Source organism: Acinetobacter sp. YH12068_T, assembly GCF_024606005.1.
Taxonomy (GTDB): domain Bacteria; phylum Pseudomonadota; class Gammaproteobacteria; order Pseudomonadales; family Moraxellaceae; genus Acinetobacter; species Acinetobacter amyesii.
In genome coordinates this window covers 941592-954552 of sequence record NZ_CP094555.1, presented here as the reverse complement: position 1 = coordinate 954552, position 12961 = coordinate 941592, and the positions used below count along the sequence as shown (strand labels likewise).

Below are 12961 nucleotides of genomic sequence, written 5' to 3'. Positions count from 1 at the left end.
AATCAATCACAATGTGCTTGATTACAAGCCTAGACTACATAAAAACCTTGCTTGAAGCGAAATATGTAGAAAATATGGAGAGCCTCCATTTCAGCTATTTTAGTAAATTTATGTGACAAAACCGCCTCTGTCATGAAGTCTTAGCCACTGCCCTGCAATGTATGCCTGCAACATCATTCATTTATATAAAAAGATGCCGAGGCAGCCATGCAAAAACAATTAACAAAGCAGTTGAATATAGCGACAACAAGTAAAGTAAAATCCTCATGGGGCGTGTCTTCACTGCTCCTTTTTAGCGTTTTTGGTTTATCTGCATGTAATTCGGATGACGATAAAACCCATGCCACCAAGCCCCCTGTTTTGCCTGATACAGGTTTTGTCATTGTTGGGCATCGCGGTGCCAGTGCTTTGCGACCTGAGCATACCCTTGCCGCATATCAAAAAGCGATTGACGATGGTGCGGATTTTATCGAACCCGATTTAGTGCCAACCAAGGATGGCTATCTGGTTGCGCGCCATGAAAGTGAAATTTCAGGGACAACCAATATTAGTACGCTGTCACAATTTGCGGATCGAAAAACCACCAAAAAAATCGATGGTATCGACTATACAGGATGGTTTACGGAAGACTTTAATTTGAATGAACTGACTCAAAATGTAAAAGCACGTGAGCGTATTGCTCAATATCGCCCTAATAACACTCAATATAATGATCAATACAGCATCCCAACGCTCGAACAAATCATTGAACTTGCCGAAGCTCATTATAAAAAAACTGGAAAAATTGTTGGTTTATATATTGAAACCAAGCATCCAACATTTTTCCAACAGCAAAATCTAGCCATGGAAGATCGTTTACTCACCACGCTTGCCAAATACAGTTATACACGTGATATCGCGCCTGTATATTTACAGTCTTTTGAAACCACCAATCTTAAATACTTACGTGATCAACTCACGCAAAAGAAAACCCTCAAACATGGCAAAATTATTCAATTATTAGATAGCCCAACTGCCATACCGGGTGACTTACAGCAACAAAGCTCACCTCAAAATTATGCAAGTTTAGCCACTGCAGAAGGCCTAAAATCAGTGGCAAAATATGCAGATGGTGTAGGTCCAAGTAAAACCTATATTTTTTCAAACACTGAATTTAAACAAACTACTTTTGTCAAAGATGCCCATGCTGCTGGTTTGAAAGTCCATCCTTATACGCTCAGACCTGAAAATGGTTTTTTACCTGACTATTTAAAATGTAGCTCTGTGGCGACAGAACGCTGTGATACGGGGGCGGCCAAAGAATTTGAAAACTTCTATAAAGCTGGTGTAGATGGTGTATTTGCAGATGATCCGGGACTGGCGCGTAAAACCTTAACACAACTGCAAAAGCCCTAATTTTCCTAAAATGAAAAAAGACGCCAAGGCGTCTTTTTTATTGTTAAACGGAAATCTTAAAGTGGGTTTGCCAAATATTCTGCGGCTGACTGCGTTGCCACTGGCTGAGGTGCTGGAGCTGTCGGAACTGTCGAAGCTATCGGAGCTGTCGGAACTGTCGGAACTGTCGGAGCTGTCGGAGCTGTCGGAGCTGTCGGAGCTGTCGGAGCTGTCGGAGCTGTCGGAGCTGTCGGAGCTGTCGGAGCTGTCGGAGCTGTCGGAGCTGTCGGAGCTGTCGGAGCTGTCGGAGCTGTCGGAGCTGTCGGAGCTGTCGGAGCTGTCGGAGCTGTCGGAGCTGTCGGAGCTGTCGGAGCTGTCGGAGCTGTCGGAGCTGTCGGAGCTGTCGGAGCTGTCGGAGCTGTCGGAGCTGTCGGAGCTGTCGGAGCTGTCGGAGCTGTCGGAGCTGTCGGAGCTGTCGGAGCTGTCGGAGCTGTCGGAGCTGTCGGAGCTGTCGGAGCTGTCGGAGCTGTCGGAGCTGTCGGAGCTGTCGGAGCTGTCGGAGCTAAATTTAGCGGGTTCCAACGGAACTGACCATCATTCATTTCACTTATTTTACCAATACCGGGAAATGGTAAATGTGCAAATGCAACAAAGGTTTGCTCTTGAGCAAAACGTTTAAAAATTGCTAAACGAGTTTCACTGGCTTTGACCGGATCGACATCAAAATCGACAGATAACTTGGGTTGTTCAAACTGTAAATGATACGAATGAACCACATCACCGAGGATAGCAAAACTTTTAGCTTGCGACTTTAAGATAAAAGAATAATGCCCTGGTGTATGCCCAACACTCGGTAGTACTTCTAATCCATTAATCACCGAACCAACGCTAAAAGTCTTAAAACTCCGCATGGTCTGATAAGGCGCAATCGCAGCTTTAATTTTTGCAACAGTTGCTAAATAACCGTCACGTTTTTCGGCAGCTAAAGTGTCAACGGTGTTTTCACTTAACCAATACTGACTTTCTTGTTCATTGACGTAAACCGTTGCATTTGGAAACACGGCCTTGCCTTGTTTCGCAATGCCACATGCATGATCTGGATGTAAATGGGTTAAGAATACACTGCGTACACGATTAAGCTTATAGCCAGCGGCTTCAATATTTTGTGCAATAGAACCTAAGTTCGGACCAAAACAACTGGCTGCACCACTATCGACAAGACTGATGCCGCCTTGTCCATCATCAATCAGGTAGGCATTGACACTGGTTTGTATGCCTTTGCTCTGATCAACCGCAAGCTTTTGAAATAAGGCACTGACTTCTTCTGGAGTTAAGTTTTGTTTAAACAAATCAGGACTTAATTCGAGTGTCCCATCTTTTAAAGCAATGACTTTATACGCACCCACTTGGAAAGGATAAAATCCCACGGGCTGAGTCACATTCGTTTTGATTTCCGTTTGAATAAATGCCGGCTCTGCACTGACAAACTGGCTGGTTAAAAGTGTTGCTGCAAGCACAGCAAAACTAAAGTTTTTCATTGTTGACCTATATCACTTTTATTATTTCATGCAATGAAGCAAATGCTTCAAAATTAAAAATTTTAAACGTCTGTATTGTGCCTGAAATTCAGGCAAATTTTAAGTCTCATACTGGATAAACTTAGCACTAACTTGATACAGGCATATGTAAATCATCCTAAACTTTTAGGCCTAATAAAATAAAAGCTGAATGCAAGAAAACTTTAAGCTTGGCATGCTATATTTTCGCCAGTTTTTAAATCTATACGTCTGTACAGTACTATGAGTGAAATTTCCCCGTTTAAAGGTAAATCTGGACTTAAACGAATTTTTAATGCAACGCAATATTCCCTCGACGGATTCAAAGCTGCTTATCAAAATGAAGCTGCATTTCGACAAATTGTCTGGATGAATATTGTGCTTATTCCCACCAGTTGCTTACTCGATGTGAGTCGTGTTGAACATGCCCTTATGGTAGTGGTGTGTTTATTTGCCTTAATTGTTGAGTTATTCAATTCTGCTATTGAAGCCGTGGTCGACCGGGTATCTTTAGACAAGCACCCACTTTCTAAAATTGCCAAAGATATGGGAAGTGCAGCTCAATTTGTCGCTTTAGCAATTATTTTTTTTACTTGGTTAATTATCCTTTTGCCTTAAATAAAGGGAGTCTCATTATATTTGCGGGGTTATGCCCTGCTTTTTTATATCGACACACTTCAATAAATGGATTTAAGAAGATTTTAAAGCCATAAAAAAAACCCAGCTTTCGCTGGGCTTTTTTTCGAATCAGTTCAATGCTTAGTGAGCAGCGAATTGGTTCATTGTGTTTTTCGCATCGTCACCCGCTTTAAGCGCGTTGTCACCAGCGAAGATTTCTTTGTGGTCGTCACCGATGTCTGAACCAGCCATTGCTTGGTGTTTCACACATGCAATACCACCGCGGATTTCTTTACGTTGTACGCCAGCAACATAAGCCAACATACCTTCAGAACCGAAGTAACCTTGAGCAAGTTCATGCGTAGAAAGTGCAGCTGTGTGGTAAGTCGGAAGTGTAATTAAGTGATGGAACACACCCGCTTCACGAGAAGCATCTGCTTGGAATGTACGAACTTTTTCGTCAGCTTCAGCAGCCAATTCAGAGTTGTCGTACTCAGCGCTCATTAATTTAGCGCGGTCGTATGCAGATACGTCTTTACCTTCAGCAACCCAACGATCGTACGCTTGTTGACGGAAGTTTAATGTCCAGTTGAATGATGGAGAGTTGTTATAAACAAGTTTCGCATTTGGAACAACTTCACGTACACGGTTAACCATGTGAGCAATTTCTTCAACGTTTGGAGTCGCAGTTTCGATCCAAAGAAGGTCCGCACCATTTTGAAGGCTAGATACACAGTCAAGTACAACGCGGTCGATTTGCGTGTCTGGACGGAACTGGTACAAGCCAGAAGCAAGACGTTTTGGACGGTGAAGTTTACCGTTACGCTTGATTAGGATTTCGTCTTCTTGAGCTTCTGAAATGTCAATTTCAGTTGTGTCTAAGTAGCTGATGTATTGAGAAGCGATGTCGCCTGGCTCTTTAACCACTGGGATTTTTTGAGTCAAGTCAGCACCTTCAGAGTCAGTACGAGCAACGATGATACCGTCATCAAGACCCATTTCTAAGAATGCATAGCGAAGAGCGTGGATTTTCGCGATGAAGTCTTCGTGTGGAACTGTAACTTTACCAGCTTGGTGACCACATTGTTTAGCGTCAGATACTTGGTTTTCGATTTGTAGTGCACAAGCACCCGCTTCGATCATTTTCTTAGCTAGTAAGTAAGTCGCTTCTTCGTTACCGAAACCAGCGTCGATGTCCGCAATAATTGGCACAACGTGAGTTTGGAAGTTGTCGATTTGAGCAGTGATTTCTGCAGCTTTAGCAGTATCACCTGCTTCGTTTGCTTTTTTAAGCGCACGGAATAAGTCGTTTAATTCTTTCGCATCAGCTTGGCGAAGGAAAGTGTAGATTTCTTCGATCAATGCAGGAACTGAAGTTTTTTCGTGCATAGATTGGTCAGGAAGTGGACCAAATTCTGAACGAAGAGCTGCAACCATCCAACCAGAAAGGTAGATATAACGACGTTCAGTTGTACCGAAGTATTTTTTGTTCGCAATCATTTTTTGTTGTGCGATAAAACCGTGCCAGCAACCTAATGATTGAGTGTATTTGCTAGAATCAGCATCATAAGCAGCCATATCACGACGCATAATTGCAGCTGTATATTTCGCAATGTCTAAACCAGTTTTGAAACGGTTTTGCATTTGCATACGTGCAGCATCTTCTGGGCTAATATCGCGCCAAGTGCTTCCGAATTTTGCTTTTAATTCACGGATTGCATCAATCGCTGTTAAGTATGTAGACATGATATGTTCCTGTAATAATATTAGGATTTTTCTGCAACGTAAGGCTAAAATCATACCCTCGAATGATTGTTCAGATTTAGAACACTTCGTTGCGATAGACACAGAGTAGATTGACTAAAAAAATTAATCCAATATTCTGCATTAATTTTCAGTATTTATTTAAAAAATATGTAGATTAAAGTCGTATTATAATAATTAACCAATATTCAGAAGTATTTGTATTTAAATAATTTTATCAATAAATTTGGCTGATTTTTTTGTCTATTTTACAAACACTCTGATGAATTATTCTTCATTAGACTTAAGTCGACTGAGCATTCACTTTTAAAAAAAACAACATTTTTTACGCCATTTTTGCCCAAATTTACCGAGCTAAATACTTGGTTATTCTGTCTTCAAATGATCATGCAAATGAGATATTTCATCTAATTTTTTTGTTTTATGAACATCACTTCGCATAATCAAAATTGCTACGTATTTTTATTATATTTATTTAAAAATATCGTTCTAAACAGGTAATAAGTGTTTAAGAAATATGTGCTGTCGCTTAAGCGAATTTGTCTTAAAACTGCCGAATTTTAGTACAATAGTACACGTCATTTTTTCATCCATTTTTTACACAAGCCTTAGTAGTTATGGCATAATCAGATAAATTTCATGATTTTATTGTCGGTATTTATTTTATGAATCTGGAGCGGGTCGATCTCAATCTATTAATTTATCTTGATGTACTTCTTCGTGAAAAAAATGTGACTCGTGCTGCCGAGCAACTGGGTGTAACTCAGCCCGCGATGAGTAATATTTTACGTCGTCTACGCAACTTATTTAATGATCCACTTCTTATTCGTTCTTCAGAAGGTATGACACCTACAGAACGTGCGCTTGAATTACAGCCACGTATCCGTGATGCACTTTCTGACCTTTCGATGATTTTGGAACCCCGTACCGAGTTCCGCCCTTACACCTCAAATCGTGTCTTCCGCATCATGACTTCAGATTATGCTGAAGCAACACTGGTGCCGCGCCTAGTAAAAGCTTTGCGCTCAGAAGCACCCAATGTGGTTCTCGATTTTTTAACGCCTAGTGATGTGTCTTATCGAGATATGGAACAAGGTAAAGTCGACTTGGCGATTAACCGCTTTAATGAAATTCCGCAAAGTTTCCACCAAGTTTTGGTTTGGCGTGACAGTTTTTCATGCCTTTTAAATGCCAAGCATCCTGCTGCAAATAATTTAAACCTGAAGAGCTATCTAGATGCACAACACATTTGGGTATCTAAAACAGGTATGGGTGTCGGTTTTGGTGTCAATCCTGAAAAACAAGCGGGTCTAGGTTGGATTGATCAGGCTCTAGAACGTATTGGCCAAAAACGTAAAATTTCAGTTTTTACTCGTCATTATCAAATGCCTGGCTTATTGGCCTCGAATGTTGATTTGGTTGCGACTCTGCCAAGCCGTATCGCTCGCCTTCAAGCCAAAAGTCAAAACCTATTACTTCGCGATCCACCATTCTATATTCCTGAATTTGAATTAAAAATGGCTTGGTGTCCATTACTTCATCATCACCCTGCTCATCGCTGGTTACGTCAACTTATCTTGTATGTTGCACGTCAAATGATTGAAGAAGAAAACCGCGAATACTTAATGAATAACTCTCAGTTTTCACAGTATCAGTAATTAATTCTTTAATTCCTTATTAATTCAAACGTATACTGTCACTATATAGGTAGTAGTTAAGACTACTACCTTGCCCATTTTTGTGTTAGAAATACAGAAAAATAGAATGAATCACAAACAGGTGTATTCGTGAGCCTTTTCCAAAATATTGTCATTATTATTCTCCTGATCGTCGGTGCGGGTTTTCTTTCATTAACAGAAATTGCCCTTGCGGGTGCACGAAAAGTAAAACTTAAAATTTTGGCTGAATCTGGAGATTCACGTGCACAACGTGTGCTTGACTTACAAGCCAACTCAGCAGACTTTTTCGCCGCATCACAAATTGGCTTAAATGCTGTGGCAATTCTTGGCGGTATTTTGGGTGAAGGTGCTTTTCGTCCTTACTTCATTAGCTTAGTCACTCGTTTTTATCAGGGCCCGTGGACTGAAACTATCGGTTTCACCCTGTCGTTTACTTTAGTCACATCCTTATTCATTCTATTTGCTGATTTGATGCCAAAACGTTTGGCGATGATCGCACCTGAAAAAATTGCCGTTGCTGTTGTTGACCCGATTCAAATCTTTATTAAAGTGTGTAAGCCAATGGCGTGGGTGATTAATGCCATTGCCAATTTGTTATTTCGTTTATTCAAAGTGAATACAACACGTGATGACAATATTACCTTTGACGACATTTCAGCCGTGATGGATGCCGGTGCTCAAGCTGGTGTACTTCAAAAGCAAGAACACCACTTTATTGAAAACGTATTTGAGCTGGAAGAACGTAACGTCCCTTCAAGTATGACCACACGTGAAAACGTGGTGTACTTTACCCTCAAAGAATCTGAAGCCAGTATTCGTCAAAAACTCGCTGAATTTCCGTATTCTAAGTTTTTGGTCTGTAGTGAAAATATTGATGACGTGATTGGCTATGTGGATGCCAAAGATATTTTGGTTCGAATCCTCAACAATCAGTCACTTCTACAGCTCAACGAAAATACTATTCGTAATGTTCTCACGATTCCAGATACCTTAACACTGTCCGAGTTACTCGACCGCTTCCGCTCAACCAAAGAAAAATTTGCCGTTGTAATTAACGAATATGCGTTGGTTGTCGGCGTTATTACCCTCTCCGACATTATGATTACCGTGATGGGCGACTGGGTAACACCGATTGAAGCAGAGCAACAAATTATTAAACGAGATGCAGATTCTTGGCTTATCGATGGCAGTACACCAATCGAAGATCTAAAACATGCACTCGCTCTAGATGAAATGCCGGATGAAGAAAACTATGAAACCCTTGCGGGCTTTATGATGTTTAAACTACGTAAAATTCCACGTCCAGCGGACTTTGTTACATATCATGGCTACAAATTTGAAGTTGTGGATGTAGACCACTTTAAAATTGACCAATTATTAGTGACCCGCTTACAACAGGCTGAGACTGAACTGGATACACCAGAAGAATCGGATTAATTCGATTCTTCTTTTTTTAAACAATAAAATAAAAATACGATGGAATAACAACGATGTCTTTTTCACTTAAAGCGATTTTGACTTGCTTTAGTTTTTATACTGGGGCTTATTTAGTCTATTATTTTTTCAAAGCTCATCCGCAACCTTTATTTCTATTGCTCGGTGTTGCACTGATCGTCACTGCTTGGTTTTTAACGCCTTATCCTTATGAACGCGGTCGACAACAATATGACGAAACCATGCGTTTTGGTCTGTTTTTTTATAATCCCTTAATTTTTTGGTTCCGATTTTTTAGTTGGCCGATTCGGACGCTACTGTCTATTTTTGCTTAAGACTTATTGTGATTAAACTGGATCTGCACAGCATTTACAGTTCTCTACAGATGTTGAATAAATGTAAACAGACCACTTTTTTGAATAAAAATTAAAATAAATCAAAAAATCCCTCTTCCCTAATACCTTCATTATTAATGACTATTTTTCATCAAAATAGTGATGTATTTCACATTTTCTCACCTTTGTTTTGACTGATGAAATTTCTCTTTATGCTCTGCCCTTGGATTTAAAAACAGCTTTATATTTCAAAGGAATGAACCATGTTAACCGTACTCGGTTTGGGCATGATCTTGTGCTTTATGTATTTGATCATGTCGAAACGCTTAAGCCCACTTGTCGCACTGACTTTAATCCCCCTACTTTTTGCCTTGATTGCGTGGTTACTTGGTTTTTATTTTGACAGCTTGTCACACATACAAATAAATGAAATTGGCGACATGATGATTGAAGGTGTAAAAAAACTTGCACCGACTGGCATCATGCTGCTTTTTGCGATTCTGTATTTTGCCATCATGATTGATACCGGATTGTTCGACCCTTCGGTGAAATTTATTTTAAAAATGGTCAAAGGTGATCCCTTAAAAGTCGTTCTTGGAACCATTACCCTGACGTTAATTGTCTCTTTGGATGGAGATGGTTCTACAACATATATGATCTGTGTTGCGGCCATGCTGCCACTCTATAAGCGCTTAGGTATGAGCCCACTGATTATGGCATGTTTGATTATGCTCTCTAGTGGAATTATGAATCTTACACCTTGGGGTGGGCCTACAGCCCGCGCCGCCAGCGCACTTCATGTCGACCCAAGTGATGTTTTTGTTCCGATGGTTTTACCGATGCTATTTGCCATCGGCTGGTTGTACTTTTTGGGAACCATGTATGGTCGAATGGAAAGAAAGCGTCTGGGAATTGTCCAATTGGATATCAGTCATGGTGAAAACATTCAAATCTCCGATAATCCAGAAGCCAACCGCGCAGATCTACGTTGGTTTAATGCACTGTTAACCGTCGTTCTGATGATTTGTCTGGTTTTTAGTATTTTACCTATGCCTATTTTATTCATGGTGGCTTTATGTATTGCGCTAGTCGTCAACTACAAAAATGTCGACTTGCAAAAAAAGTTAATCGCACACCATGCAGGTAGTGCTTTAAACGTGGTCGGTATTATTTTTGCTGCAGGTATTTTTACGGGAATTTTAGCCGGAACAGGTATGGTAGAAGCCATGTCAAAAGAGCTTGTGGCGATTATCCCTCAAAGTATGGGTCCCTATTTAGCACCGATTACCGCTGTCATCAGTATGCCGATGACTTTCTTTATGTCGAATGATGCTTTCTATTTTGGGGTTTTGCCAATTCTTTCAGATGCAGCAGCTCATTATGGAATTGCACCTGTAGAAATGGCACGTGCCTCCATCGTAGGGCAACCTGTACACCTACTCTCTCCACTTGTCCCTTCGACCTATTTACTCTGTGGACTTGCGGGTATCGAGTTTGGACAACATCAGAAATTTACCATTATCTGGGCTGTGATCACGTGTTTTGTCATGTTAGCAGCGGGTCTAATCTTTGGAATGTTTCCGTTTTATTCGAGCTTAACTTAAAATTTTAAAGATAAAAAAGCACCATCAGGTGCTTTTTTATGCTTAACAATAGAACTAGCCAGTGCTTTACACTCACAGGTTCATTTGTAGTAATTAATGCTTTGAAATTAATGCTTCTAGAACTGCTTCATAATGAATGCGAATATCATCTTCTAAAATTTTATAAACATTGTCGAATTGCACCATTGGCCAGCCTTCTTTCCAAAATGGGAAAATATTATGCAGGTCATGAGTCACCGTTGCGTCTTCACGTACAATTGCTTGTGCAACTTGTGACAATACTTGTGCAGTTTCAGCACCATCAATCGCTAAATAATCAATTCCACGAACTTTCAAAATACGGATACGGTCTTTCTTATAGCGAATTTTTTTACTTTGGCCTTCATTTAAGCCTAAAGCCAGAGTCACAGCTTCAACAAATTTATCTTCAAATGCTTGATTTAATTTCACCAAAGCTTGTTTATGAGCCTCTTGACGACCAGCTTTCCCCCCACTACGAATCACTTCATTTGCTTCAGTATTTAAAACATCTGATTTCATCGACTGAAGAATGTCTAGAATTTCGATATCGCTTAATGTTTCAGGAGAATGATCAGTCATAAACTGCCTATAAAAACTTAATATTCAATAAGTATGTATTTTCGCATAAAAGAAGGATGAAAACTGCGACCTTCACTATAGAAATTGCGATTTCTCTTATAATGTTCAGATATACAACATGATTTAGAAAAAAGTTCTGTTAAAAATATCGAAATCAACTATATTATTTTCACGCTTTAATATTAACGTCACAATATGACTCAAAAGAAACAGGCTGCGCTTTACCTTCAACAACTGAAACAGCAATATCCAGCAGCCTTTAAACATAATTATTTATTTTATAGCCAACTGAAAACTCAAGGCATTTTAGACGAACTCAAAGAACTCATTCCTTGGGTTTTGGCGGCGATAATTTTTATTTCTTTGAGCATGAGTATTGGTCATGCAGTGCAACTGTATTTTCCTGATATGAGTGAGTTTCGAGCTCATGGTATTGCTGTACTGAGTATTATGCTGTTTTTCATGCTGGTTGTGCCCTTAGTCATCAAGCAAATCAAACACAGTTCAATGTCCCTGTATCAAAGTTTGAAGAATACGCCATTCAGACTTGCGATCGTGATTTTATTACAATTACTCAATATCGCCTTTTTACAAAGCACCTTCGTTCAATCTGTATTGTTCTTTTTCGCCATGAGTTTCGGCTTTGTGCGTTTTTATAAAGAAAATCTATTCAAAGGTGGAAGTAACACCCAAGAATACTATTTTCTGCAAGAGACACGTCGTATTGCTTATTGGTCGTATAAACAAATGCTTAAAGCAAAATTACGTTTAACACTCAGCAATCCAAATCAAGCAAATCATAAACAGTTATCTGAGCGCTTTACACAGTTCCAAAATTTGCACATACAAATGCTACATCAGGAAAATCAGCTATGTAAAAAGCTAAAGCACCAAAATGTTGAACATTATCTTGATGAGTTAATGAAATAAGTTGACTTTGGTGTAGTGAAAAAAACTTTAATTCACTGCTCAAAATGTCATTCAATACATCAATATTTTTGAATATTTTCAACTTATATGCATGAATTGATTGATTTTAAAACAAACACCATCAAATACACTTGCCAAGGTCCATTTCGTCCTCTATTATTGCGCACATGCCCGAGTGGTGAAATCGGTAGACACAGGGGATTTAAAATCCCCCGCCCACAAAGCGTGCCAGTTCGAGTCTGGCCTCGGGCACCATTCTTATACTTTTAAGATTGGTGCAATAAAAGATCCAGCAATTTGCTGGTTTTTTTATGCCTAAAATTTATAAATCTATTATTATTCAATGCCAATATCTTCAGATTTTGATCTCCCTACACTACAACTCAAGCATCCCGATGCCTTTTATCAACGGCTGCTGTTTGCGCATTTCAAAATTATCAATCTAACGCCCACTGCACCCGTTTTAATCTTTAGCTTTTGCCTGATACTTTTTATCTCACTTGGCAGCGCCGCACTTGGGCATATACTTTCAACGGCACTTTCAATTCACGCCCCCAAAATGGCGTTCAATCTTGGTGTATTGATTATTCTTCCTTTGATCTATTGCTATGTTTGGTATGCACATTATCAAGCACGTTTTAGCAGTAAGTCCGCAGTTCAACGTCTGCAAATACAGCTGTATCTCCTTGGGGGATTCACACTTATCCTCGCTACTAACTTTAAATATCTACAAACAGATGTATTAAACCTCATCAGTCTCTGTGGACTTTTTTTCAGTCTTTTTTTATGTGTATTTACTGAATTGTTTTATAAACGTGATAGCAGTGCCATTGAACGAGTAAAACTACAAAAGCTTCGCCAACTGGCATTTTGGTCTTATCAACAATCCTTAAAACAAAAAGAGCATCAAACGTATTTCTACGCCCTACACTTACAAGCCATGCAAGAAGAACAGAAACTATCAGCATCGATCAAATCATCGTTTAAAGATTTTATAGACAAAGCTAAATAATTTTTTAAATCCCTAGACACAAAAAAGCCCTGTCACTACAGGGCTTTTTTTAAAG

Annotated in this window: 10 protein-coding genes, 1 tRNA gene and 3 pseudogenes; 9 read left to right on the top strand and 5 right to left on the bottom strand. The window is 39.6% G+C overall.

Annotation, left to right across the window (positions count from 1 at the left end; all coding sequences use genetic code 11):
- Positions 1–207 precede the first annotated feature (207 nt).
- Positions 208–1395, top strand: a complete 1188-nt coding sequence (locus MST18_RS04705) for a glycerophosphodiester phosphodiesterase (protein WP_180132938.1) — start codon at positions 208–210, stop codon at positions 1393–1395.
- 161 nt (positions 1396–1556) lie between these two features.
- On the opposite strand, the pseudogene MST18_RS04700 reads toward MST18_RS04705, so the two are convergent.
- The 3 pseudogenes from MST18_RS04700 to MST18_RS04690 all read right to left on the bottom strand — a co-directional run.
- Positions 1557–1697: pseudogene (locus tag MST18_RS04700) on the bottom strand (hypothetical protein); the annotation flags it as partial.
- Positions 1698–1793: 96 nt separating this feature from the next.
- Positions 1794–1931, bottom strand: a pseudogene (locus MST18_RS16615) (hypothetical protein); the annotation flags it as partial.
- Positions 1932–2069: 138 nt separating this feature from the next.
- Positions 2070–2912: pseudogene (locus MST18_RS04690) on the bottom strand (MBL fold metallo-hydrolase); the annotation flags it as partial.
- Positions 2913–3173: 261 nt separating this feature from the next.
- Here MST18_RS04690 and MST18_RS04685 point away from each other — a divergent pair.
- Positions 3174–3548, top strand: a complete 375-nt coding sequence (locus MST18_RS04685) for a diacylglycerol kinase (protein WP_180083798.1) — start codon at positions 3174–3176, stop codon at positions 3546–3548.
- Positions 3549–3689: 141 nt separating this feature from the next.
- Here MST18_RS04685 and MST18_RS04680 read toward each other — a convergent pair whose 3' ends face one another.
- Positions 3690–5294, bottom strand: coding sequence for an isocitrate lyase (locus tag MST18_RS04680; protein ID WP_078192152.1), 1605 nt, complete (start codon positions 5292–5294; stop codon positions 3690–3692).
- Positions 5295–5977: 683 nt separating this feature from the next.
- On the opposite strand from MST18_RS04680, the gene MST18_RS04675 reads away from it, so the two are divergent.
- From MST18_RS04675 to MST18_RS04660, 4 genes are all read left to right on the top strand, one after another.
- On the top strand, positions 5978–6970 hold the full coding sequence (locus MST18_RS04675; RefSeq protein WP_078191331.1) for a LysR family transcriptional regulator: 993 nt from the start codon (positions 5978–5980) through the stop codon (positions 6968–6970).
- Between the two features lie 129 nt (positions 6971–7099).
- On the top strand, positions 7100–8428 hold the full coding sequence (locus tag MST18_RS04670) for a hemolysin family protein (RefSeq protein WP_078192153.1): 1329 nt from the start codon (positions 7100–7102) through the stop codon (positions 8426–8428).
- A 53-nt stretch (positions 8429–8481) separates the two neighbouring features.
- Positions 8482–8760 carry a hypothetical protein gene (locus MST18_RS04665; RefSeq protein ID WP_078192154.1) on the top strand — a complete coding sequence of 93 codons (279 nt, stop codon included), beginning with the start codon at positions 8482–8484 and terminating at the stop codon, positions 8758–8760.
- 263 nt (positions 8761–9023) lie between these two features.
- Positions 9024–10364 (top strand): CitMHS family transporter, encoded by a 1341-nt coding sequence (locus tag MST18_RS04660; RefSeq protein WP_180132946.1) that lies wholly within the window; start codon positions 9024–9026, stop codon positions 10362–10364.
- Positions 10365–10457: 93 nt separating this feature from the next.
- On the opposite strand, the gene MST18_RS04655 is transcribed toward MST18_RS04660, so the two are convergent.
- Positions 10458–10964, bottom strand: a complete 507-nt coding sequence (locus MST18_RS04655) for a hypothetical protein (protein ID WP_078191335.1) — start codon at positions 10962–10964, stop codon at positions 10458–10460.
- 195 nt (positions 10965–11159) lie between these two features.
- On the opposite strand from MST18_RS04655, the gene MST18_RS04650 reads away from it, so the two are divergent.
- The 3 genes from MST18_RS04650 to MST18_RS04640 all read left to right on the top strand — a co-directional run bounded on the left by MST18_RS04650 (position 11160) and on the right by MST18_RS04640 (position 12906).
- Positions 11160–11894 carry a hypothetical protein gene (locus tag MST18_RS04650; protein WP_180076754.1) on the top strand — a complete coding sequence of 245 codons (735 nt, stop codon included), beginning with the start codon at positions 11160–11162 and terminating at the stop codon, positions 11892–11894.
- A gap of 169 nt (positions 11895–12063) precedes the next feature.
- Positions 12064–12149, top strand: a tRNA-Leu gene (locus MST18_RS04645).
- Between the two features lie 88 nt (positions 12150–12237).
- Positions 12238–12906: a hypothetical protein gene (locus MST18_RS04640; RefSeq protein WP_180132947.1), complete on the top strand. Its 669-nt coding sequence runs from the start codon at positions 12238–12240 to the stop codon at positions 12904–12906.
- The last annotated feature ends 55 nt before the right edge of the window (positions 12907–12961 follow it).

What these genes read in the sequence shown, in the direction of transcription:
- MST18_RS04705 (WP_180132938.1), top strand. Translation starts at nt 208, where the DNA reads ATGCAAAAACAATTAACAAAGCAGTTGAATATAGCGACAACAAGTAAA.
- MST18_RS04685 (WP_180083798.1), top strand. Translation starts at nt 3,174, where the DNA reads ATGAGTGAAATTTCCCCGTTTAAAGGTAAATCTGGACTTAAACGAATT.
- MST18_RS04680 (WP_078192152.1), bottom strand. Translation starts at nt 5,294, where the DNA reads ATGTCTACATACTTAACAGCGATTGATGCAATCCGTGAATTAAAAGCA.
- MST18_RS04675 (WP_078191331.1), top strand. Translation starts at nt 5,978, where the DNA reads ATGAATCTGGAGCGGGTCGATCTCAATCTATTAATTTATCTTGATGTA.
- MST18_RS04665 (WP_078192154.1), top strand. Translation starts at nt 8,482, where the DNA reads ATGTCTTTTTCACTTAAAGCGATTTTGACTTGCTTTAGTTTTTATACT.
- MST18_RS04660 (WP_180132946.1), top strand. Translation starts at nt 9,024, where the DNA reads ATGTTAACCGTACTCGGTTTGGGCATGATCTTGTGCTTTATGTATTTG.
- MST18_RS04655 (WP_078191335.1), bottom strand. Translation starts at nt 10,964, where the DNA reads ATGACTGATCATTCTCCTGAAACATTAAGCGATATCGAAATTCTAGAC.
- MST18_RS04650 (WP_180076754.1), top strand. Translation starts at nt 11,160, where the DNA reads ATGACTCAAAAGAAACAGGCTGCGCTTTACCTTCAACAACTGAAACAG.
- MST18_RS04640 (WP_180132947.1), top strand. Translation starts at nt 12,238, where the DNA reads ATGCCAATATCTTCAGATTTTGATCTCCCTACACTACAACTCAAGCAT.